This is a genomic window from Enterococcus caccae ATCC BAA-1240 (genome assembly GCF_000407145.1).
Lineage (GTDB): Bacteria > Bacillota > Bacilli > Lactobacillales > Enterococcaceae > Enterococcus_L > Enterococcus_L caccae.
Window position 1 is genome coordinate 188,390 of the sequence record NZ_KE136474.1, and the last position, 21,863, is coordinate 210,252.

Sequence of the window (21,863 nt, forward strand, 5' to 3'; positions counted from 1 at the left end):
TGTTTTGGTCTTAGTTTAATTTAACAACGGGCTAATTGTACCATAGCAGTATGACATACAGATAAAAAGGATATTACAAAAATATTTCACACAGCGAAATAAAATAACAACCGTAATAGGCTGTAGCGCGGTCAACTTATGATTCTAAGCAACACTGCTTGTAATAAAACTGACGTTTTAAAAAAGAAAAAAGACTATTCATTAGCGAATAGTCTTTTTAACGGATAAGAAAAAATAACAAATATCAACATGTTAAATAGTAATGTTGGCCCTAAAACTTTCGTGATAAATAATATTGGCGCTACGTTTGATAGATGAAAAACCACTTGAAGTCCTACCGCAATCAACTCATAAGTTGTCACAAAAATGATCATTCCAAAAAAACCAGTCAACAAATTCGTATGGACTACTCGTTGAAAACGATACATCATCATAACCGTTGCTGCTAAGGCAACCGTGTAAATTCCTATGATTCCAATATAGTAACTGTCACAAATCATACCTAAGACCACCGTTGTGATCAACAGGTACCGCTTAGACAAATTAGGAACTGCCATCAAAAAAGCCAGTAACATAAGATGAGCATTCGCAAAATAGACATTATCTGTTAAATTTATCGCCGCCTGAGTCAATTGACCATCAATCAACATCAGCAGAAAGAAAACGACTGGTGCGTAGTATTTAACATTTTCTTTACGTATCATTGCTTCATCATTCCCCCGCTCCAGCTAGTCGCTTGATGATTGTTACAACGGGTATTCCATACATATCAGCATAGGGTTTAACATAAACTTCTCTGTCTAAACCATAACTATCTGGTTTAACTTTTTGAACTACTCCAACTGGTAAGTTCGCTGGAGAATTTTGTCCTAGTCCAGAAGTTTGAACGATATCCCCTTCTTTGATATCCATATCCCCCACCAATTGGCTGATAATCAACGTATTTTCTTTATCGTCATAATTTTTCAAAAGGCCGTATGAATCACCTTTTTCAGAATTGATTTGAACTGGAAAATGATTGGAATTTTGATTTTTAGATGTTAATAGCTCTACTTTAGAGGAAGTCGCATTGACTTCGACTACGCGACCAATCAACCCTTTTTGCGCCATTACTGCCATATTTGGTTCTATCCCATCGTTTGACCCGCGATCGACAATCAACAAATCTTGCCACATATCAGGCGAACGTGAAACAACTGTTGCTGTCACTTTCTCATAATTCCCCAAAGTCTCGTTCAGCTCTAGTTCTTTTTTCAATGTTTCGTTTTCTTTTTTTAAATTATCATTTTGAATCGATAATTCACCGTAGCCATCGATTCGCTCTTTTAATCGTTGATTTTCATCGTAAGTGTTGAAAAGTGTACTGATCGATGATACACCACTACTGATCATCTTAGCTGGAAATGAAATAACTTTGTCAACAAAACCTACACTATCGTTGACTGCAGATTGACCAAGATTAGATTTTCCATTATTTGCTCTATGAGCTGCGGTCAAACTTATGATCGTAACCACGATAATCACTAGAATCAGCGTGATAATTATATTTTTATTTGGATTAAATTTTTTCACATCGACACCCCGAATAATCTTTAGACTGATAGCAATAATTTTACCACTAATTCTAAGCAAACAAAAGAGCTGTGATGCGTCTTTACATTTTTTTATTAAATAGTAGCCTTTTCACAAAAAAACAGAGTAGGCTGAACACCATACTCTGCTTTAATTAAATGTAAATTCAAAGCAAAATCCTCTTGCTTATTTTTCTTTATTTTCTTCAGTCAATAAAGCTTTACGTGAAACGTTCACACGACCTTGTTTATCGATTTCAGTAACTTTCACAAGCACTTCATCTCCAAGTTTCACGATATCTTCAACGTTGTTTACACGTTCATTCGCCAATTGAGAGATATGAACTAATCCGTCTTTTCCTTTGATCAGGTTAACGAAGGCGCCAAATTTTTCAATGCGAACAACTTTACCAAGGTAAACTTGTCCTACTTCAACTTCTTTTGTTAGCTCTTCAATGATCTTGATTGCTTTTTTGATCATATCTGCATCAGCAGAGGCAATACTTACATTACCTTCTTGATCGATATCGATCTTCACGCCAGTTTCATCAATGATTCCGTTAATTGTTTCTCCACCTTTACCAATAACATCTTTGATTTTAGCTGGAGCGATTTGAATCATTTCGATTTTCGGTGCATATTTGCTTAACTCTGTACGGGGTTCAGCAATTGTTGACGTTAATTCTGCAAGAATTTCCATACGGGCTTTTTTCGCTTGAGTCAATGCTTCTGTTAAGATTTGTTCAGTAATTCCTTGGATTTTGATATCCATTTGTAAAGCTGTGATTCCGTCTTTTGTTCCAGCAACTTTAAAGTCCATATCGCCTAAATGATCTTCTAGTCCTTGAATATCTGTTAAGATCGTATAGTTTTCACCATCACTGACAAGTCCCATAGCAATTCCGGCAACTGGTGCTTTAATTGGTACACCTGCATCCATCAATGCTAAGATGCCTGCACAGATACTTGCTTGTGAAGAAGAACCGTTAGATTCTAAAACTTCAGAAACCACACGAATCATGTAAGGGAAATCTGCTTCACTCGGAATAACTTGTGCCATCGCACGCTCACCTAAAGCGCCGTGTCCGATTTCACGACGACCTGGAGATCCTGCACGACCTGTTGAACCAACAGAGAATTGCGGGAAGTTATAATGATGAATAAAACGTTTGCTGTCTTCTACGCCTAAACCATCAATGATTTGATGTTCACCAAGTGGTGCTAATGTTACAACAGACAAAGCTTGTGTTTGCCCACGGGTAAATAATCCAGAACCATGAACACGTGGCAAAATGCCAGTCTCTGAAGCCAACGGACGGATTTCATCTAGTTTACGACCATCAGGACGGATTTTATCGATCGTGATCAATTCACGAACAACATCTTTTTCTAAGTCTTCAGCAATTTGTTTTACTTCTTTTGCTACTTGATCTGCATCTTCGTGGCCAGCAAATTTTTCAGCATACGCTTCTTTTAGCTGGTCTTTGATTGCATCAATGTTCACTTCACGAGCTAGTTTTTCTTCGGTCATTACCGCTTCTTTCATTGAAGCGTAGTAAGCATCAAAGATTTCTTTTTTCAAGTCAGCGTCAACTTGTAATAATTTGATTTCCATTTTTTCTTTGCCGACTGCGGCAACGATTTCTTCTTGGAAAGCAACTAATTCTTTGATAGCGTCAAAACCGAATAATAAAGCGCCAAGCATATCTTCCTCAGATACTTCTTTTGCACCACTTTCAACCATGTTGATTGCTTTTTTCGTTCCAGCAACGGTTAATTCGATATCTGTTTTTTCAGATTGTTCAACGGTTGGGTTCAATACATACTCCCCATCAACACGACCTACATCCACACCTGCGATTGGTCCGTCAAATGGAATATCAGAAATTGCCAAAGCTAAAGACGATCCGAACATTGCAGCCATTTCTGGTGTGCAATCTTGTTCCACACTCATCACTGTATTTGTGATTTGAACTTCATTACGGAAACCTTCCGCAAACATTGGACGAATTGGACGATCAATCAAACGAGCTGTTAATGTTGCACGTTCACTTGGGCGGCCTTCACGTTTGATAAATCCACCTGGAATCTTTCCTACAGCGTACATTTTTTCTTCATAATTGACTGTTAACGGAAAGAAATCAAAGTCGCGCGCATCTTTTGAAGCTACTGCTGCACTTAATACTACAGTATCTCCATAACGAACTAATACAGCTCCGTTTGCTTGTTTGGCCAATTGACCAACTTCAACTTGTAGAGGACGTCCGCCCCAAGTTGTTTTGAACACTTGTTTTTCTGTCATATATCTCTTCTCCTTCGATTCTTCGGAAAAGTTAGATTGCTACTAAACAAATGAAAAGATTCAAAAAAATTGAGTCCTTTTATTTGGTTAGTAGATTCATTCAAACTTTCCAAAGATGATGTTTTTTTGGTATTTTAAGGATACTCAACCTTTGCTTTTAAATAAGCTAAAAAGCGAGGTTCGTTAAGAATCTCGCTTTTCTAGTGTTTGATTAACGACGTAATCCTAAACGTTCGATCAATACGCGGTAACGTTGGATGTCAGTCTTACGTAAGTAAGCTAACAAGTTACGACGGTGACCAATTTTTTTCATTAGTCCACGGTAAGAATGATGATCTTTTTTGTGAACGCGAGCGTGTTCATTCAAGTGATTGATATCAGCAGTTAATACAGCGATTTGTACTTCTGGTGAACCAGTATCTCCTTCATGACGAGCGTATTCGCTAATGATTTCGTTTTTCTTTTCTTTTGACATTGCCATGTTTTTCACCTCTTCTTTAATAGTCATCTTCTTACTGAGTAACGCGTTGGTGATTCGCACAACCAAGTAAAAGACGGTATGTTGCCATACGGATATACTTTACAGGAAAGTTGTTAAAAATGCAAGACCAAGGCTAATTCAGATCCGTGTTTTTTGAACAATTTCTCCCCATTCTTATTGGTTTTATGATAAACTGTATAGGCATATACCTATATAAATGAAAAGTTTCTAGCTAAAGCTAGCCTAAACTTTTAACAATAAAGGAGGAATTATCCCATGATTACCATGAAGGATATTATCCGTGAAGGAAACCCAACTCTTAGAGCAGTAGCTAAAGAAGTCTCCGTACCGCTCTCTGATGAAGATATCAAATTAGGTAAAGATATGATGGAGTTCTTGAAAAATAGTCAAGATCCTGTCAAAGCAGAAGAACTAAAATTACGTGGCGGCGTGGGCTTAGCTGCTCCCCAGCTAGATATTTCTAAGAGAATCATCGCAGTTCATGTTCCAAATGGTGATCTAGAAAATCCAGAACCAACATTAAGTGCTGTGATGTATAATCCTAAAATTTTAAGTCATTCTGTTCAAGATGCTTGTCTTGGCGAAGGGGAAGGTTGTTTATCTGTTGATCGTGAGGTACCAGGATATGTGGTACGTCACAACAAGATTACACTTTCTTATGTAGATGCTACAGGTGAAAAACAAAAAATTCGGTTGAAAAATTATGAAGCAATCGTCGTTCAACACGAAATCGATCATTTGAATGGTGTTATGTTTTATGATCATATCAATCCAGAAAATCCATATGCGTTGAAAGATGGCGTTTTAGTGATTGAATAAACATATAAAAAACCTACGATTCTACTCTTCATCGTAGGTTTTTTACTATAGATTTTTTCTAAAATCAGCTTAACAGCCGTTTAATTTCCCTTTACTTATTCAAATTTTATCCTTAAAACTGGTTCCAATTCACCATAAATACTTACCCCTTCAGAATCAGTCCCCATGTATGTAATGGTGACAAATTTTTCTTTAAAGAAAGCGGCACTTGTCGTTGGAAGACTTTTTTGAGTTCCCTGAATTTCTCGATATGCTGCTTCTTTTGAAGTAGCATATGCCACATTTTCATCATAATAATCCATTCCCAGTACCTCTAGCAAATCAAAAATAAAGGTACTCTCTTCTTGTTTGACCGCATATTTCAACTTAACATTACTCGCTTGAAATATCACTTCTTTTTGGGTTAAATTCAGATCTAGAGTAAACTCCTTTTCATCTGGTAAAATTGTTATCAATTTGTCAATCGGCACTTCAAAATGCCCCAGTGTTTGCTCATCTAACACAATCATATCTGAATAGCTTGATGAAGCCATAGTAGGCAGAGGACCAATGACTTCTACATTTATAAATTTTTCTTTTATATAAGAAAGAGCAACGTTGACATTTTTCGGCACACTTGATACTAGGAAAACATTACTAATGTTTTTTCGAATAGATTCTGGTGGCAGTATAATTTTCTGTAAATCATCATCCGTCGCGCCCAGTAGTTCAAAATCAGTAACATTTATAGCATATTCAAAACCTTGCCAATTTTTCACCGCCAAGTAGTGCTCGCTATAACCTCTTCTGTAGATTGGGTTCCCACCACGACTTCCAAATGATCTCAATTCCTTTACACGCTCTTTGGTGATTTCTTTTACAGTTATTCCTAATGCATAAGCAACAGACTTCTGTAGATTTTTATCTGGCATCCATTGATCTAAAGGTTCATCTTTTTCGTAATTCAATTTAGTGTCCTTTGTGGCTAGTTCTGCTCGAACTAGCCCATCTTGATTAACACCTATCAATGTAAAAAATACAACAACAGCTATCAAAAAATACCCTTTTATCCTTCTACTTTTTTTCAAATTATTCCCTCCTTAACATCACTTACAATTGTAATAAAAAAAATACCAAAAGTAAATAAAAAAAGACGGGAGTAAAACTCATTGAGTTCTATCCCCGTCACATGGAATTTGGATAAACAATCAGACAGAAGTAGCGGCTTCGGAAATAAACACTACCACTACAGCTTCTCTTTCTATTTTCAACTGTAAAAATTAGAGAATCTTATCTTTAAATCGCCTTTAATTCTTTCAGCGCTTTCCAAATACCATCATTATCATTTGTATCAGTTACGATTGTTGCTTCTTTTTGAATATGAGGTAATGCATTGCCCATCGCTACACCGATACCTGCTTCTCGCAACATTTCACGATCATTTTCACCATCGCCGAATGTGACGATATCCTCTCGAGCAATCCCCACTCGGTCTGCTAAATTCAGTAATGTGGCTGCTTTGGAGCCATTTTTAGGGACAATATCCACACTTTCTGAATGCCAACGGATAAAGCGGAATTTAGAAAATTCACGATCAAACATACCATCTGCCGAATCATCGTAAAAAGCCAACGCTTGATAAACATCGTTTTCTTTTTGGAAATTAAGGTCATATTCAGGCGCTTCAAAATCAATCGACCCCATAGCTTCAACCATTTGCGCACGGCGATGATGGTTATTTTTCTTCACATCGTCTAGTCCAACATACGCCAAGCCAATTTCTCTTTTTTCCACTTCTGAAGCAAAGCGATTCAACTCATCTTCATCCAATAAGTTTTGATAATATTGCTCATGATCTAAAAACGCCGCCGCACCATTACATAGAACGTAATTAGAAAAATTTAAATCTAAAATAATATCTTGCGCCATAAATCGGCTCCGTCCCGTAGCAATAGTGACCAAATGACCTTGTTTTCTTAACATTTTCAGTGCTTCTCTTGTACTTTCTAACGGTTGTTTGTCGGTTCCAAGTAATGTTCCATCAATATCAAATGCAAAAAGTTTTCTTCTCATGGCGTAATAACTCGCTCGCTTTCTATGGTTTTGGCAAATATTTACTGCCTTCTCTAACAGCTAATGGGCTTAAATCGATCTCTTCAAACAGTTTTTGGACCCAACTGGGATCTATTTTACTATATTGACGCAAAGACCAGCCGATTGCTTTTTGGATAAAGAACTCATCTGTAGTTTTATCATAAATAATGGCTTTTTTCAATAACGCAGTGTTTGTTTTTTCTTTATATAACAGTTGCAGATTGATTGCAATTCGTCGATGCCAGAAATTTTTTTCACCAAAGAAAGCATCAAATAACTGAGGCATCTCTTCAAAATGGTCAGAACCCCAAAGCCCAAAAAACTTACGCCAGGCGTCCACGCTATCCCACCATGACTTCTCGACCACAAATGGTTTAAAGCGTAACAGCTCTTCAAAAGAGAAGCGCTTCACATTGACGATGGCCAAATCGATAGCTACGTATTGATATTCTCTTTCTGGTTTATCATAGTAAAACTTGATTAAGTTAAACAGCTCTTCAAACGGCAGTTTTTTACTTTCTTTTAAAAGATTTTTCTCTAACAAAGCCCGTTCAGGTGCACCGACACCTACAAAAGGAAAGAGATGCTTCATGTATGCAGCCATTTGCTCTGCTTTTGCTTTATTTTTCTGAAAAACAACTTCATTCATACTATTGCTCCCTTTTTTCCTTTATTTTACTCCAAATAGCCAATGACAGCAAAAAAGCTGAGAAGGAAATCACTCCATCTCAGCTGTTGATTTAATTAATCTAAATAATTTGTGTCTGCATTATTCAACCACGCATAACCCAAGCCCATTACTAAGCCACCACCGATAAAGTTACCGATCAAGGCAAAGAATAGATTGTGTGCTACGCTACCCACAGTCATTGCGGCCATAGTTCCATGAGAAGCAAAGTACGCTAAACTAAAGGCAGGGAAATTTGCGATAACGTGCTCATAGCCTAAGAAAGCAAAAATAAAGATAATAAAAATGATTGCTGCCACTTTGCCGGCATCATCTTTCATACGCATACTTACTAGAACAGCTGTATTTACAACAATATTGGCAAAAATCGCTTCTACTAAAATCTGTGTCGTCGTTTTATTTAATTTCCCAGCAATTGATGTAAAGAAGAAACTATCTGACGCTAAATCTTGATAAGGAACGGTCAACGAAATCAAGTAGCCAAAAAGAACACCACCGACTAAGTTAAAGAAAATACACGCAACTAAAATTTTTGCTGCAAAAGAGAGGTTGATTTTTTTACGATAAACGCCAACCGTCATGTACAACATATTCGATGTACCCAACTCAGCATTCATATAAAGAATCATCACAAGTGACCAACTGAACATAAAGGCATACAGCATCTTCCCTAAGCCATGTGCAATATCTTCACCTTTCATCGCAATCGCAAAAGCAACGGCCGTTCCTAGTGTTAAAAACATACAAGCTAGCATAGCCCGAAAAGCGTAACGCATAAAACTACTTTGAAATAAGTTCATCTTCTTATTGATTGATTTGTCGATCTGCTCAAATAATGGCGATACAGGTTTCATGTTTGTTTCTCCTTTTCAATTCGTTTTCATCTTATATTTTCAAAAATATCCTTTATCATTCTAAAGACCTGCAAGGATTTTGTCTAGTGCTTTTTCATAATACTTTCAAAAATACTGCTAATTCCAACTTGGTTATAACAATTTTTTGAAGTAGTGATTGACATTCAGACAGTTTAAGTACATCCGAGAGCCTTAGATAATAAAATAGACCTAAAATTAAAAGCATATCCTTATTGTCATTATGTTACAATAAAATTATAACATATTCACAACAAAAGGAGGTGCATCAACATGGACACTATATCGATGTTTTTTTGGGGAATTTGGGGTGGCGGTTCTTCAGGTGGTGGCGGAGCATCCGGCAAATGGTAAAGAGTAGCGTTTACTCAATAAAAAGCTTGAGTTATCCTCTATTTTGCGCTATACTATGCTTTGTGTAAAATAATGCAGCAGAAAAATAGTAAACTCGTCAACAGTCCATTGCCTTGATATTTAGCTGATAAAGCTTTTCAGGTTCAATTGTGTAACCACGGCTGCAAAGGTGAAGGTTGAAGAATGAACTGAACGAATATGAATTTTTCAGAAGATTATTTTACTCCAAAAAACTTATTTTATTGGAGGAATTTTTAATGTCACGTTATACAGGACCATCATGGAAAATCTCTCGTCGTCTAGGTATCTCTCTATCAGGAACTGGTAAAGAACTAGCACGTCGCCCATACAAACCAGGACAACACGGACCAAACAGCCGTGGTAAAGTTTCTGAATATGGTATGCAATTAACTGAAAAACAAAAATTACGTCATATGTACGGTATGAACGAACGTCAATTCGTTAACTTGTTTATTAAAGCAAGCAAAATCAAAGAAGGTAAACATGGTGTTAACTTCATGATCTTGCTAGAACAACGTTTAGATAACGTCGTTTACCGTTTAGGTCTTGCAACTACTCGTCGTCAAGCACGTCAATTAGTAAACCACGGTCACGTTACTGTAGATGGTAAACGTGTAGATATCCCTTCATACCACGTTGAAGTTGGTCAAGTGATTTCTGTTCGTGAAAAATCTCAAAATGTTGTAACAATCAAAGAAGCTGTTGAAGCAACTGTTGGACGCCCAGCATTCGTTAGCTTTGATGCTGAAAAATTAGAAGGAAGCTTCACTCGTTTACCAGAACGTGATGAATTATATCCTGAAATCGACGAAGCTCTTGTCGTTGAATACTACAACCAAAAACTTTAAGATTGGTATTAGGTTGGGTAAAAAGCCCCCAGCTCCGAGAAATAAGAAGGTCTTCGATAAAATTGATTTTCAACTTTTATCAAACTTCAGCTTATTTCCGAAGCCATTGCTTTCAGCCCATCGTTCATCTAATCTTTGCAAACCTTGCTCACTTCGTTGGGCAAGGTTTTTTTGTGAAAAAAAATAAAGATGTAGAGACGCATCCACACCTTTATTCATCTGGCTACTTTATTTTTGCTTCTCCAAAACACCATCTTGCATTACAAATACTTCATCACAAAAATCGAGCAAACGCTGATCGTGAGTCACCATAATTGTCGCTTTATTTTTTTCTTTTGTTTCTCTGGCTAATATTTTTACAACTTCAAAGGCTCGATCAGAATCTAAACTTGCTGTTGGTTCGTCAGCTAAAATGATTGATGGATCATTATACAAAGCTCGAGCAATTGCCGCTCGTTGACGTTCTCCTCCAGAAATTTCATCAGGATATTTATTCTTCAGTTTCTCAATCCCTAGCTCTGTTAGTAACTTATTGATTTTATCCACATTGGTCTGTTCATTCTTCACTTTATCGACCAGACGTAATTGCTTTTCCACAGTTAAAAATGGCACTAAATTAGATGCTTGTAAAATAAACCCAATTTCAGAAAAGCGGATCTTAGCACGGATTTTTTCATTTTCTTTGCTAAATGCTTCATTATTTATTTTGATCTCACCATTCGTTGGCGTTTGTAAGCCACCAGCAAGAGTTAAAAAGGTACTTTTACCAGAACCACTAGGGCCGATCACGGCAACAAATTGACCCTTTTCCACAGAAAAATCTGTGGATTTCAGCGCCTCAATTGTCGTATCTCCATCTAAAAACTGTTTATCCACAGATAAAAATTCGATTGCACTCATTTAACCTTCTCCTTTCTATCCAATTGCCTTCAACGGATCGATTTTAACAATCGTCCGAACTGAGAACAGTGCACCTAATACCGCAATGACTAACATTATGACGCCGATGGATAAGAAGAAGAACCAATTCGTTTGAAACGGAACAGCTGTTGGCAACACTAAAGAGGTTCCCACTGTACCAAGTAACCCTAAAGTTATCCCCAAAACAGCCAAAATAAACGTTTGAAGAATTACAGAAATAGCAATATAAAATCCAGAAATCCCTTGTGCTTTCATGATTCCGAAAATGGTTGTTTTCTGCATAGTCAAAACATAGATAAAAATGCCAATCACAATGGCTGCGATCACAATCAAAAATCCAATCATAAAACCAAAGGTCAGTACTTGAGCATTGTACCCTGGTAGTTTATTGATAAACGTTGCAATGCTATAGCTAGTTAGTCCGTCATCTTTTAAGTGAACATTTTTTAGCGATCCATTTTTGGCACGAAAAACGATTGCGTTTACACGAGCATTTTCTGAAGTATCTGATTTTTCAAAGCGTATTTGTTGAAAAGCTGCTGTAGATACATATAAAACTGGTGCAACATTAAATTTAGCATTATCCGTAAAGCCAACGATTTTTAGCTTTTTATTGCTACCTGCTAACTTAATAATATCACCAAGATTAATCTCCTTTTCTTTTTTCAAACTGTTATCTACAACGGTCTCGTCTTCATTGGTAAATGCTTTTCCTTCGACAATATTGGGCATTAAAAAGCCATCTTTATTAATACCAAAAAAGCTGGCATTGATTTTTTCTGCCCCCTTTTTATCTAATTGAATCACTGCTGCAGTTTGACCAAGTACTGCTTTTTCTTTTGTATCAATCTTGTCTATTGACTTAATGGGCATCATCGACATATTGATATTCGTGTTTGATTCATCTGAAAGTACAATGCCATCTGCTTGCCATTTATCCACAGCCGTGCGATTGTCTTCCGCCAACCCATACGCTAAGCCTGTCAAAAAGAAGACTAAATACGAAATCAAAAACATCACACTAATGATCAGTGCATAACGCAATTTTGAGCGGGTAATTTCATTCCAAGCTAAAAACATTCATCCACCTCCTCCTTATCAGTCGATAAGTTTCGTAAAAAGTATAACAAATTTTAGAACTTACAACAAAACATCTGCTCCACCCTTCACTAAAAAATCCACATATTTATCTATGTTTCTTCTTATCTATCCAAATTTTTCTGATATACTAGAATAAACAATACGTAATAAGGAGTTTAATTATGAAAAAGAAATACAGCACATTTCATACAGTACTACAATTTTCAATGATTTTACTATTTGTACTTTTTTTGCGGAAATTTATTTTGACACCTATAGAAGTTGTCGGCATTTCGATGGAGCCTACTTATCATGAATCGGATCGTTTATGGCAAACATCTTTAGTGACTCCAAAACGTTTTGATATTGCAACATTTCCGAGTCCTCGCGATGGAAAGCGAATTGTTAAGCGTGTGATTGGTTTACCTGGTGACACAATTCGAATGGAGAATGATCAATTGTATATAAACGATAAAAAATATGATGAACCTTATTTAGATGAATTCAAACATGCTTTGACAGATGGAATGCCTTTGACTGCTGATTTTACCTTAGCCAATAGTGCGGCCGGTCCTGCCACTGTTGTTCCAAAGGGGAAATATTTTGTATTGGGAGATAATCGGCGCAAAGCGGATGATAGCCGTTATTTTGGTTTTGTGGACGAAGATGCTATTGTAGGGGTTGTTTATTTTCGGTATTATCCACTGAATAAGATTGGTGTTCAATAAAAAAAAGTAGCGACTTCAGATTGAAAAAGTCGCTACTTTTTTTATTGTTCACTTGCTAGTTTATATAAAGGCAATAATTCCTCATACGTCTTCAACATATAGTCGCGTGCTCTTTCAGGTTCGTTCAACAAATCGTCCGTCTTTCGAATGATTCGACCAATTTGGAATTCCCCTTTTTTCACATCACGAAAACGAATAAGATGTTTCTTCAAATCTGCTTCATTCAACCGCTCAATTTCAGGTTGCGTATGATCAATCGACAAATAAAAATCATTATCTAATTGCTCGAATAATGCTTGATTCTCTAAAAAAGCTTGTGCGATTTCCTTTTCATTTTTAGGATTATCGATCAGTGATAGCCACATAAAAAGATAATCCGGCCAAATGCCTAATTGAAAATGGGGTTCCATTTTATAACCACGTTTTTTCTGGCTGAGCGCTGACCAAGTATTTTCTGGTGGATAAACGGTTCTACGGCGATGTTGCGCAATATGAACAAAAAAATCTGTTTCTAATGTTTCACCCAATTTTTCAGCAAAATAATCATCTAACTCTTGAAATTTTGGTTGGATCGTTGAACGAATACCAGCCATTCTCGGGTCTAAGCCTTCTATCTTGAAGACGTCAAAATCTTTTTCAGTAAACATCAACATGTTGTTATTTCCCCTCTGAACTGTTCTATAGTTTAACGGTGTACTTTCTGCCATTCCTCTAACGTGATGCCAAGCATCGCATCTGTCACGACTTTTCCTTTCCACATACGAGCATTTGGAATTCTGCCTTCCACTTTCATACCGATTTTTTCCATCACTCGACCAGATTTAGGGTTGTCGACATCATGGGTAGCAAAAATACGCATCAATTGTAACTCTTCAAAACCAAAACGCAAGATTTCACTAGCTGCTTCTGGCATGTATCCTTTGCCCCAATAGTTTCGATTCAACGCGTAGCCGATTTCTGCAATATTATGCTGATCTTCCACACGTAAATCGATCGTTCCGATCAGTTTACCCGTTTCTTTTAATTCGACACCGTATTTTCCAAATGGTGCTGACATAAAGTAATTAGAAATGCTGTCTTGTGTATCTTTCAAAGACTGATGGATTGGAAAAACGTGGGTAACTGTTTCATCATCGGATGCATATTCGTACATATCATTAGCATCACTTAGCGTTACAGGTCGCAGTTTTAAGCGGTCTGTTTCTAAATATTGATTTTGTGCAAAAACTAAATTGCGATTGATAAGAATTTCCATAATTACACCTACTTTTCATACTACTTTACAGAAAGAAGCGCTCAGAGGCAAGGGGCAAAATGAAAAAATCAACAATCTAAAACTATTTGTTTACTGCTTCTTCAACAAAGACTTTAACTTCTGCTTTTCTTCCCTCACTCAGAAGCTGAACAATTTTACTTCCAACAATGACACCAGCACAGCTTTTCCGAAAACGATCAACATGTTCTTTAGTAGACACACCAAATCCTGCTAGAACTGGCTTATCACTCACTTTTTGAATATAAGCTAAATGCTCATCTAAAGTTTCTTGATAGTTTCGACCAATTCCAGTTACACCATTGACTGCAACTGCGTAAATAAAACCTTCTCCTGCTTCTACTAATTCTGGAATTCGTTCTTTAGGGGTTGTCAAAGCCACTAAAGGAATCAATGAAATATCACTATCTTTTAGTAATGGTGTTAGCAACGCTTGATGTTCATATGGCAAATCTGGAATAATCAACCCTAAAACATTCGTCTCTGCTAAGTCCTGAATAAACGTTTCTAAGCCATAATGAAACATTGGATTGAAATAAGTCATAATCACTAGAGGAGTTGGTGTTTTGACCTGTTTTAGTTGTTGAATTATTTTTCGTAATGTTACTTTTTTTTGTAGCGCCTTTAAACCTGCCTGTTGGATGACTGGACCGTCGGCAACTGGATCTGAAAAAGGAATTCCTAACTCAATTGCACTCGCTCCCGCCTCTGTCAGCAATTGAATTTCATCGGCTAATTGCTCTAACCCTTGTGCCCCAGCCATAATATACGGCACAAAAATTGTTTCATCTGCTTGTTGCTTTTCCTTTAATAGTTTTGTTAATGATTTCATTGGTTTGCCTCCTGTTCAACTAATCCTTTGATTTGCTGTACATCTTTATCGCCGCGACCTGACAGACAAACAATGATTTGCTTCTCTGTTCCAAGTTTCTTCGCAACTTTGATTGCGTGACTAATGGCATGAGCACTTTCTAATGCAGGTATAATTCCTTCTGTTTGACATAGAATTTTAAAGGCTTCCAACGCTTCTTGATCGGTCACCGATTCATAGCTTGCTCTACGTGTTTCATTTAAATGACAATGCTCTGGACCAAGTCCAGGATAATCTAACCCAGCCGAAATCGAGAATGCTTCTAAAATTTGTCCATCGTCATCTTGAAGCAATTTCATCATCGCTCCATGCAGGACACCGGTTTTCCCCTTATTGATCGATGCGGCATGTGACTCTGTGTCCAATCCTAACCCTGCTGCTTCAACACCAATCAACGCAACATCATCATTGATAAACGGATAGAAAATCCCCATTGCATTACTGCCACCACCCACACAAGCAACAACTGCATCAGGCAGTTTATTTTCCGCTTCTAAAAATTGACGTCTCGCTTCGATTCCGATAATACTTTGGTAATCTCGCACAATTTCAGGGAACGGATGCGGACCTAAAACTGATCCCATCACATAATGAGTGTCTTCTACATTTGCAACCCAAAAACGTAATGCTTCGTTAACTGCATCTTTTAATGTCTCACTGCCAGAACTAACGCTTTTAACTTCCGCTCCTAACAATTCCATTCGAAACACATTCAACGATTGACGAGCTACATCAATTGCTCCCATAAAAATCGTACATTCCATCCCAAACAACGCAGCGACTGTAGCGGTTGCAACGCCATGTTGACCTGCTCCTGTTTCAGCAACAACTTTTTTCTTACCCATTTTTTTTGCTAATAAAATTTGACCGATCGTATTGTTGATTTTATGCGCTCCGGTATGGTTTAAGTCTTCTCTTTTTAGATAAATCTTAGCGCCACCCGCATAATCTGTTAAACGTTCTGCAAAATACAACGGATTCTCTCGCCCTACATATTGTTTCAAATAGTAATTCAGTTCTGTTTGGAATGCTTCATCTTCTTTCGATGCTTGATAAACTTCCTCTAATTCTTTGACAGCATACATCAATGTTTCCGGAACAAATTGCCCTCCGAATTCTCCGTAAAATCCTTCTTTTGGTTGATTATACATAACTTTCCTCCTTGTAATTAAAGCTGAATGAGCCGATTAGCATCGACGAAAAAATAGGAAAACATGGAAGTGACGCTCTTTGTCACATTCAGGTTTTATCTTTTTTCCGAGATTCTGGCTCATGAAGCTAGATAGTTTTTAAAGCTGAATGGGCTCGTTTAGCCTTGACTGAAAAATATGTTTGTGACGCTTTTTGTCACAGGCATATTTTATCTTTTTTCCGAAAGGCTAGCCCGTGAAGCTAGATAGTTTTTAAAGCTGACTGGGCTCGTTCAGGTTCGACAAGAAAATAGGAAAAATCGACTGTGACGCTTTTTGTCACAGGCATATTTTATCTTTTTTCCGAAAGGCTAGCCCATGAAGCTAGATAGTTTTTAAAGCTGAATGGGCTCGTTTAGATTCGACAAGAAAATAGGAAAAATTGACTGTGACGCTTTCTATCACTTTCTATTTTTATCTTTTTCTCGAGAACCTAGCTCATGAAGCTAGATAAATTTAAAAGCTGAATGGGCTTGATCAGGTTCGACAAGAAAATAGGAAAAATTGACTGTGACGCTTTTTGTCACTTTCTATTTTTATCTTTTTTCTCGAGAACCTAGCCCATGAAGCTAGATAGCGCTCTTCAAAAAAGTAATGATTTTTTTTAAATCTTTTTCCCCATTTGTCTCAACACCACTTGATACATCTACCGCATATGGATTAAATGTTTGTTTAGCTTTTTGGACATTTTCTGGAGTTAGACCCCCAGCAATGATAATTTTCTTGTTTTTAATGGCGCTTGTATCAAGATATTCCCAATCAAATACCTCTCCGTTGCCTCCAACAAATTGCTTTGGTGGCGCATCGAACAGTATGAATTCTGTTGCTGTTGCTTGAATCCGTTTTTCTTGTACTGCTCCATCTACTGGTATCGCTCGAATCAGTGGAACTGAAAACCGCTCTACTGCTAAATCTCCGTGAATCTGTACCATATCCAGACCAGCTTGTTGAATGATCATTTCGACATCTGACAAACGGGGAGAAACAAAGACACCTACTTTTTTAACTTTTTCCGGTACATGTTTTGTAATTTCTTTTGCTTTTTCAGGAGTAATTCGACGTTTACTTTCTGCAAAAACAAAACCAAGATATTCGGCACCATATGTTACTGCTGTATCTACTTGTTCTATTGTCTTTAGACCACAAATTTTCACTTTCATCGAAGGACCTGCAGTTCTTTGACTTTGGCTTTAGGATCGTTTTCTCGCATCAAGCCTTCACCAACTAAAATTGCTTGATAATTCTCTTTTACCAGTTTGACTTGTTCAGCATTTGAAAAACCTGATTCACTGATATAAATTGCATCTGTTTCTTGTTTTTCACCTAATATTTGGCTAACGCTAAGTGAAACTTTAAATGTTTTCAAATTGCGATTATTTACACCAATCAAACGCACTGACAATTCTTCTGCGATTCTTAATTCCTGCTCATCATGAACTTCCACAAGGACTTCTAAACCGAGTGCTGTAGCTTTGGTATACAGTTCTGCTAACTTTTGTTTAGATAATGCCGCAACAATCAATAGTACGATTGTCGCTCCAGCATTTCTTGCCCGAATTAGTTGTTTTTCATCAATGATAAAATCCTTACATAAAACTGGAATGTTCACTTGTCCAGCAACTTGACGTAAGTCTTCAATCGATCCTTTGAAGAAATGTTCGTCTGTCAATACAGAAATAGCTGTAACGCCTGCCTGCTCATATGCTTTGGCCTGCTCGATGACATCCACTGATAAATTGATTGCACCTTTAGAAGGAGACGCGCGTTTAACTTCTCCGATAATATGCATTTTTTCAGGATGGTCTTTGATTTGTTGATAAAATGAATACGTTTCTCGCAGTGGTTGGACTATTTCTAAAGGCATCTTCTTTACTTCTTGTTGTTTTTCATTGATAATTTTTTCTAGAAAATCCATCTTATGCAACCTCCTTTTGTACTTGTATCAATTGCTCTAATTTATCTAAAGCTGCTCCACTTGCCACACAATCTTTGGCTAATATAATTCCTTCTTGAATGGTTTCCACTTTACCATTACTGAAAAAACCTAATCCAGCATTCAGTAAAACAGTATCCAAGTATGGGCTTGCTTGATTTTTCAAAACTGACAATAGTGTATCTGTATTTTGTTTTGCATTACCTCCACGAATAGCTTCTATAGGAAGACGAGTAAAGCCAAATTCTTCTGGTTCGATCGTATGCATCGTGATTTTTTTCTCTTCCAGTAATGCAAAATGCGTCGTTCCTGCAAGAGATGCTTCATCCAATCCGCCTGCTCCGTTTACAACTATTGCGCGGCTTCGGCCTAATTCACTCAAGGTTTTTGCCGTTTCTTCCAACAAATCTCGACGATATGTCCCCATTAATTGCGAGTTCAAGGATACAGGATTTGTTAATGGTCCGATTAAATTTAAAATGGTTGGTGTTCCTAATTCTTTGCGGACGTTCATGACATATTTCATTTTTGGATGCATCTGAGGAGCAAATAGAAACGCTAATCCTACTTCATTTAGTACAAAACTTGTTTTTTCAGGTGAAAGGCTGATATCTACACCTAGACATTCAAAGATATCTGCACTCCCTGATTTACTGGAAATACTGCGATTGCCGTGCTTCGCAACTGTTACACCACCAGCTGCTAAAACAAATGCTGCAGTTGTACTAATATTGAAACTACCTGATTGATCCCCGCCCGTCCCACAATTGTCCATTACATTTTCTTTTTGACAATCGATCATCACAGCTTTTCTCTGAATCGTATCAGCGATTCCCGCCATTTCTTCTGCTGTTTCACCTTTGCATTTTAGCGCTGTTAGAAAGGCCGCAATTTGGCTATCCGTTAATTGACCTTCAAAGATTTTTTCCGCAACTTGCGCAGCTTCGATCCGTGTGAGATGTTCATTACTATATACTTTTTCAAATAGTTCATGCATAGTATGTTTCCTCCATTAGTTGGATAAAATTTTTGATGATTGCAGCTCCGCTTGGCGTTCCAATTGATTCTGGATGAAATTGAAGCCCGAAGATCGGGTAGTCTTGATGCTCGATTGCCATGATTTCCTGATCATCTGTAGCTGTTGCTGTAATCAAAAATCCTTCAGGTATTGTTTTTGGATCAATGACCAGAGAATGATAACGCATCACAGAAGGGTCAAAATCCCTCTCTTTAAAAAGCTTACTATCTTTATGCGTCGTAATGACTGACTGTTTACCATGTCGAATTTTTTTAGCTATTATCACTTGTGCGCCAAATACTTCTCCGATTGTTTGATGACCTAAACAAATCCCTAATAATGGTTTCTGTTGATAAAATTGTTGGATCACTTCTTTTACATAACCCGTTTCTGCTGGCGTTCCAGGACCTGGTGAAATAACAATTGCTGCAGCTTGTTCTGCTAGTTGAAAAATAGCATCTGAATCATTTCGAACGATCACTACTTCTTGTTCCTCCCCAATCAATTGGGCAAGATTATGTGTAAATGAATCATAATTATCAATTAATAAAATCATTTTCCCACCTCCAAAAGTGCTTTGGCTTTTTGTAACGTCTCTTCATATTCCTTTGTAGGCTCAGAATCATAAACAATACCTGCACCGGCTTGGACATATGCTTTATTTTTATGGATGACCATTGTTCGAATCGCGATAGCAAAATCCGCCTGGTCATTTTTCGATAAATAGCCCACTGCACCAGCATAGATGTTTCGTTTGACTGGCTCGATTTCGTAAATACGCTGCATTGCTCGGATTTTCGGTGCACCGCTAACTGTTCCTGCAGGTAATGTTGATTTTAATGCATCCATTGCAGTCAATTCTTGTTTTAGTTTTCCAGTCACGACTGAAACTAGATGCATCACAAATCGATATTTCTCGACAATCATATAGACAGGTACTTCAACAGAACCGATTTCACTGACTTTTCCTACATCGTTACGACCTAAATCGATCAACATCAAGTGTTCTGCACGTTCCTTTTCATCTGTGAGTAGTTCTTGTTCTAAGGTTGCATCTTGCTCCACTGTTTGTCCTCTTTTACGCGTTCCTGCTATTGGATTAGTTGTGACGAGTTGATTTTTCACACTAACTAAACTTTCTGGCGAAGAACCGATAACGTAAGTTTCACCAAAATCTAGGAAATACAGGTAAGTTGAAGGATTAGTAACACGTAATCTGCGGTAATAATCAAACGGCTCTTCTTCAAAATCAGCTGTCAAACGTTGTGAAGGAACCATTTGAAATAGGTCTCCTTGTTTGATATAGCCTTTGATTTTGGCGACGGCTGCTTCAAAACTCGCTTGTGTGAAGTTGCTTTGATAAGTTAAATTTTTTAAACGCAGCTCTTTTTGTTCGTCTTCACTTGGTGTTTGTAGTTCTTTTATTTTTCGAGTGATTGCTTCTTTTAATGCCTCTTCACTTCGATTTGAATAGCTATCAGCTTCGACCAAAAAGATTTTTTCCCCAACATGATCAAAGATCAAGTAAGAGTCAAACAAATAAAAATGAATATCAGGAACATTCAACTCATCAAAAGGAGGCTGCCCTAAGTCTTCATAACAAGCAATCACATCATAGCCAACATAGCCGATTGCCCCACCTTGAAAGGGTAATTCTTCTGAAATTTCTTCTTTTTTCAAGACATGTTTTTCGATTTCTTTCAGTGGATCTTTTGCTGTGACTCTTTTTCCATCAATCGTTAGTTCGTGACCATAACAAGTGATTTCAGAGACCGCATCCCAAGCAATGATCGAATAGCGTCCTTTGCTTTTATCTCTAGGAATGCTTTCTAAAAGGCATTTGTTTGTTCCTTGAATTCTTAAAAAGGCGGATATCGCCGTTAGATAATCTGCTTGGATTTCTTTGATCAATTGCATGTGATTTCCTCTTTTCTAGTTTTTTTGTTTTAGGGTTTGATAGGAGCGAAACTTGGTGTAGTGATTCGCTAGTACGGTTACTTCTCTCGCTTTGCTCGCCAAGTACTGTTCATCATCTACTCTGGCATTGCCAGTCGTTGTGATTCCTAGTATGGTTACTTCTCTCACTTCGGTCGCCAAGTACTGTTCAGCATCTACTCTGGCATTGCCAGTCGTAGTGATTCCTAGTATGGTTACTTCTCTCACTTCGGTCGCCAAGTACTGTTCATCATCTACTCTGGCATTGCCAGTCATAGTGATTCCTAGTATGGTTACTTCTCTCACTTCGGTCGCCAAGTACTGTTCAGCATCTACTCTGGCATTGCCAGTCGTAGTGATTCACAGCAAAAAGCCCTCACAAAACAGACTTCTATCTGTTTTGTGAGGGCGAATAATAGTATCCACGGTACCACCTCAATGAAAAAAATTCTTTTATCGTAACCTTGGAATCGCTGTTCACTATTGATCAGTTGGGATCAGAGTGTTTGGTGATTTCTAGTAAGGTTACTTCTCTCTCCTTAGCACACCTTTTACTGTAAACCACTTTTTTCATGCTTTACAATAAAATAAGCCCCCAAACCACACAAAATCTGTGGTTTGAGGGCGAATAATTCACGGTGCCACCTCAAGTTTGAAAGAAATTCTTTCCTCTTATCAGTCGTCTATCAACGACCTTACTCTATAACGGGAGTTCCCGAAAATGCCTACTAAGGTTCAACATTTTGCTCGAAAGTCCATTCACAACCCATCCCTTACTGATTCGCAGTCCCATCAGCTCTCTGAAAAGTTCCAGTGTTGTTACTCCTCTTTCTCAAAGCTTTACTATTGAGGATAATCATATTA

The 21,863-nt window shown here is 37.5% G+C and carries 23 protein-coding genes and 1 other annotated feature; of the genes, 3 read left to right on the forward strand and 20 right to left on the reverse strand.

Going from position 1 to position 21,863, the window contains the following annotated elements; translation table 11 throughout:
* Positions 1-194: 194 nt before the first annotated feature.
* From mreD to rpsO, 4 genes are all read right to left on the reverse strand, one after another.
* Entirely contained in the window at positions 195-704 is a 510-nt protein-coding gene (mreD, locus tag I580_RS11360; protein WP_010770488.1) for a rod shape-determining protein MreD, read from the reverse strand.
* Between the two features lie 7 nt (positions 705-711).
* Complete coding sequence (mreC, locus tag I580_RS11365) at positions 712-1,572, reverse strand: rod shape-determining protein MreC (RefSeq protein ID WP_034859978.1); 861 nt, start codon at positions 1,570-1,572, stop codon at positions 712-714.
* Between the two features lie 186 nt (positions 1,573-1,758).
* Positions 1,759-3,873, reverse strand: a complete 2,115-nt coding sequence (gene pnp / locus I580_RS11370; RefSeq protein WP_010770486.1) for a polyribonucleotide nucleotidyltransferase — start codon at positions 3,871-3,873, stop codon at positions 1,759-1,761.
* A gap of 211 nt (positions 3,874-4,084) precedes the next feature.
* Positions 4,085-4,354: a 30S ribosomal protein S15 gene (rpsO, locus tag I580_RS11375; RefSeq protein WP_010770485.1), complete on the reverse strand. Its 270-nt coding sequence runs from the start codon at positions 4,352-4,354 to the stop codon at positions 4,085-4,087.
* A gap of 276 nt (positions 4,355-4,630) precedes the next feature.
* Here rpsO and def point away from each other — a divergent pair, with 276 nt between their 5' ends.
* Entirely contained in the window at positions 4,631-5,194 is a 564-nt protein-coding gene (gene def / locus I580_RS11380) for a peptide deformylase (protein WP_010770484.1), read from the forward strand.
* Between the two features lie 95 nt (positions 5,195-5,289).
* On the opposite strand, the gene I580_RS11385 is transcribed toward def, so the two are convergent.
* The 4 genes from I580_RS11385 to I580_RS11400 all read right to left on the reverse strand — a co-directional run bounded on the left by I580_RS11385 (position 5,290) and on the right by I580_RS11400 (position 8,809).
* The gene (locus tag I580_RS11385) at positions 5,290-6,261 is read right to left on the reverse strand and encodes a hypothetical protein (RefSeq protein WP_010770483.1); all 972 of its coding nucleotides are present in this window, start codon (positions 6,259-6,261) and stop codon (positions 5,290-5,292) included.
* 208 nt (positions 6,262-6,469) lie between these two features.
* Entirely contained in the window at positions 6,470-7,246 is a 777-nt protein-coding gene (locus tag I580_RS11390; RefSeq protein ID WP_010770482.1) for a Cof-type HAD-IIB family hydrolase, read from the reverse strand.
* A gap of 22 nt (positions 7,247-7,268) precedes the next feature.
* The gene (locus I580_RS11395) at positions 7,269-7,916 is read right to left on the reverse strand and encodes a DNA alkylation repair protein (protein WP_010770481.1); all 648 of its coding nucleotides are present in this window, start codon (positions 7,914-7,916) and stop codon (positions 7,269-7,271) included.
* Positions 7,917-8,011: 95 nt separating this feature from the next.
* Positions 8,012-8,809, reverse strand: coding sequence for a formate/nitrite transporter family protein (locus I580_RS11400; protein ID WP_010770480.1), 798 nt, complete (start codon positions 8,807-8,809; stop codon positions 8,012-8,014).
* A gap of 629 nt (positions 8,810-9,438) precedes the next feature.
* On the opposite strand from I580_RS11400, the gene rpsD reads away from it, so the two are divergent.
* Positions 9,439-10,050 carry a 30S ribosomal protein S4 gene (gene rpsD, locus I580_RS11405; RefSeq protein ID WP_010766410.1) on the forward strand — a complete coding sequence of 204 codons (612 nt, stop codon included), beginning with the start codon at positions 9,439-9,441 and terminating at the stop codon, positions 10,048-10,050.
* Positions 10,051-10,278: 228 nt separating this feature from the next.
* Here the strand turns inward: rpsD and I580_RS11410 are convergent, their stop codons facing one another.
* A complete protein-coding gene (locus tag I580_RS11410) occupies positions 10,279-10,950 on the reverse strand; it encodes an ABC transporter ATP-binding protein (RefSeq protein WP_010770479.1) in 672 nt (223 codons plus the stop codon).
* Positions 10,951-10,965: 15 nt separating this feature from the next.
* Positions 10,966-12,051 (reverse strand): ABC transporter permease, encoded by a 1,086-nt coding sequence (locus I580_RS11415; RefSeq protein WP_010770478.1) that lies wholly within the window; start codon positions 12,049-12,051, stop codon positions 10,966-10,968.
* A gap of 182 nt (positions 12,052-12,233) precedes the next feature.
* Here I580_RS11415 and lepB point away from each other — a divergent pair, with 182 nt between their 5' ends.
* On the forward strand, positions 12,234-12,779 hold the full coding sequence (lepB, locus tag I580_RS11420) for a signal peptidase I (protein ID WP_010770477.1): 546 nt from the start codon (positions 12,234-12,236) through the stop codon (positions 12,777-12,779).
* A 41-nt stretch (positions 12,780-12,820) separates the two neighbouring features.
* Here lepB and I580_RS11425 read toward each other — a convergent pair whose 3' ends face one another.
* The 10 genes from I580_RS11425 to I580_RS11470 all read right to left on the reverse strand — a co-directional run bounded on the left by I580_RS11425 (position 12,821) and on the right by I580_RS11470 (position 21,317).
* On the reverse strand, positions 12,821-13,432 hold the full coding sequence (locus I580_RS11425; protein WP_010770476.1) for a DUF1054 domain-containing protein: 612 nt from the start codon (positions 13,430-13,432) through the stop codon (positions 12,821-12,823).
* A gap of 32 nt (positions 13,433-13,464) precedes the next feature.
* On the reverse strand, positions 13,465-14,034 hold the full coding sequence (locus I580_RS11430) for a GNAT family N-acetyltransferase (protein ID WP_010770475.1): 570 nt from the start codon (positions 14,032-14,034) through the stop codon (positions 13,465-13,467).
* A gap of 82 nt (positions 14,035-14,116) precedes the next feature.
* The gene (gene trpA, locus I580_RS11435) at positions 14,117-14,884 is read right to left on the reverse strand and encodes a tryptophan synthase subunit alpha (protein WP_010770474.1); all 768 of its coding nucleotides are present in this window, start codon (positions 14,882-14,884) and stop codon (positions 14,117-14,119) included.
* Positions 14,881-16,074 (reverse strand): tryptophan synthase subunit beta, encoded by a 1,194-nt coding sequence (gene trpB / locus I580_RS11440; protein ID WP_010770473.1) that lies wholly within the window; start codon positions 16,072-16,074, stop codon positions 14,881-14,883. The genes trpA and trpB overlap by 4 nt, the downstream gene beginning before the upstream one ends.
* 608 nt (positions 16,075-16,682) lie before the next feature.
* Positions 16,683-17,273, reverse strand: coding sequence for a phosphoribosylanthranilate isomerase (locus tag I580_RS11445; protein ID WP_010770472.1), 591 nt, complete (start codon positions 17,271-17,273; stop codon positions 16,683-16,685).
* Complete coding sequence (trpC, locus tag I580_RS11450; protein ID WP_010770471.1) at positions 17,270-18,028, reverse strand: indole-3-glycerol phosphate synthase TrpC; 759 nt, start codon at positions 18,026-18,028, stop codon at positions 17,270-17,272. The genes I580_RS11445 and trpC overlap by 4 nt, the downstream gene beginning before the upstream one ends.
* A 1-nt stretch (position 18,029) precedes the next feature.
* Complete coding sequence (trpD, locus tag I580_RS11455; RefSeq protein ID WP_010770470.1) at positions 18,030-19,043, reverse strand: anthranilate phosphoribosyltransferase; 1,014 nt, start codon at positions 19,041-19,043, stop codon at positions 18,030-18,032.
* A complete protein-coding gene (locus I580_RS11460) occupies positions 19,036-19,620 on the reverse strand; it encodes an anthranilate synthase component II (protein ID WP_010770469.1) in 585 nt (194 codons plus the stop codon). The genes trpD and I580_RS11460 overlap by 8 nt, the downstream gene beginning before the upstream one ends.
* A complete protein-coding gene (trpE, locus tag I580_RS11465) occupies positions 19,617-20,981 on the reverse strand; it encodes an anthranilate synthase component I (protein ID WP_010770468.1) in 1,365 nt (454 codons plus the stop codon). Before trpE ends, I580_RS11460 begins: the two co-directional genes overlap by 4 nt.
* Positions 20,982-20,996: 15 nt before the next feature.
* A complete protein-coding gene (locus I580_RS11470; RefSeq protein ID WP_169405607.1) occupies positions 20,997-21,317 on the reverse strand; it encodes a hypothetical protein in 321 nt (106 codons plus the stop codon).
* A 299-nt stretch (positions 21,318-21,616) separates the two neighbouring features.
* Positions 21,617-21,844: a binding site (T-box leader), on the reverse strand.
* Positions 21,845-21,863: the final 19 nt, after the last annotated feature.

Coding starts and splice junctions, on each gene's coding strand:
- trpD (WP_010770470.1), bottom strand. CDS start 19,043: ATGCATGAACTATTTGAAAAAGTATATAGTAATGAACATCTCACACGG.
- I580_RS11410 (WP_010770479.1), bottom strand. CDS start 10,950: ATGAGTGCAATCGAATTTTTATCTGTGGATAAACAGTTTTTAGATGGA.
- I580_RS11415 (WP_010770478.1), bottom strand. CDS start 12,051: ATGTTTTTAGCTTGGAATGAAATTACCCGCTCAAAATTGCGTTATGCA.
- def (WP_010770484.1), top strand. CDS start 4,631: ATGATTACCATGAAGGATATTATCCGTGAAGGAAACCCAACTCTTAGA.
- rpsO (WP_010770485.1), bottom strand. CDS start 4,354: ATGGCAATGTCAAAAGAAAAGAAAAACGAAATCATTAGCGAATACGCT.
- rpsD (WP_010766410.1), top strand. CDS start 9,439: ATGTCACGTTATACAGGACCATCATGGAAAATCTCTCGTCGTCTAGGT.
- I580_RS11400 (WP_010770480.1), bottom strand. CDS start 8,809: ATGAAACCTGTATCGCCATTATTTGAGCAGATCGACAAATCAATCAAT.
- mreD (WP_010770488.1), bottom strand. CDS start 704: ATGATACGTAAAGAAAATGTTAAATACTACGCACCAGTCGTTTTCTTT.
- trpC (WP_010770471.1), bottom strand. CDS start 18,028: ATGGATTTTCTAGAAAAAATTATCAATGAAAAACAACAAGAAGTAAAG.
- pnp (WP_010770486.1), bottom strand. CDS start 3,873: ATGACAGAAAAACAAGTGTTCAAAACAACTTGGGGCGGACGTCCTCTA.
- I580_RS11445 (WP_010770472.1), bottom strand. CDS start 17,273: ATGAAAGTGAAAATTTGTGGTCTAAAGACAATAGAACAAGTAGATACA.
- I580_RS11430 (WP_010770475.1), bottom strand. CDS start 14,034: ATGGAAATTCTTATCAATCGCAATTTAGTTTTTGCACAAAATCAATAT.
- lepB (WP_010770477.1), top strand. CDS start 12,234: ATGAAAAAGAAATACAGCACATTTCATACAGTACTACAATTTTCAATG.
- I580_RS11460 (WP_010770469.1), bottom strand. CDS start 19,620: ATGATTTTATTAATTGATAATTATGATTCATTTACACATAATCTTGCC.
- I580_RS11425 (WP_010770476.1), bottom strand. CDS start 13,432: ATGTTGATGTTTACTGAAAAAGATTTTGACGTCTTCAAGATAGAAGGC.
- I580_RS11390 (WP_010770482.1), bottom strand. CDS start 7,246: ATGAGAAGAAAACTTTTTGCATTTGATATTGATGGAACATTACTTGGA.
- I580_RS11395 (WP_010770481.1), bottom strand. CDS start 7,916: ATGAATGAAGTTGTTTTTCAGAAAAATAAAGCAAAAGCAGAGCAAATG.
- trpE (WP_010770468.1), bottom strand. CDS start 20,981: ATGCAATTGATCAAAGAAATCCAAGCAGATTATCTAACGGCGATATCC.
- trpA (WP_010770474.1), bottom strand. CDS start 14,884: ATGAAATCATTAACAAAACTATTAAAGGAAAAGCAACAAGCAGATGAA.
- trpB (WP_010770473.1), bottom strand. CDS start 16,074: ATGTATAATCAACCAAAAGAAGGATTTTACGGAGAATTCGGAGGGCAA.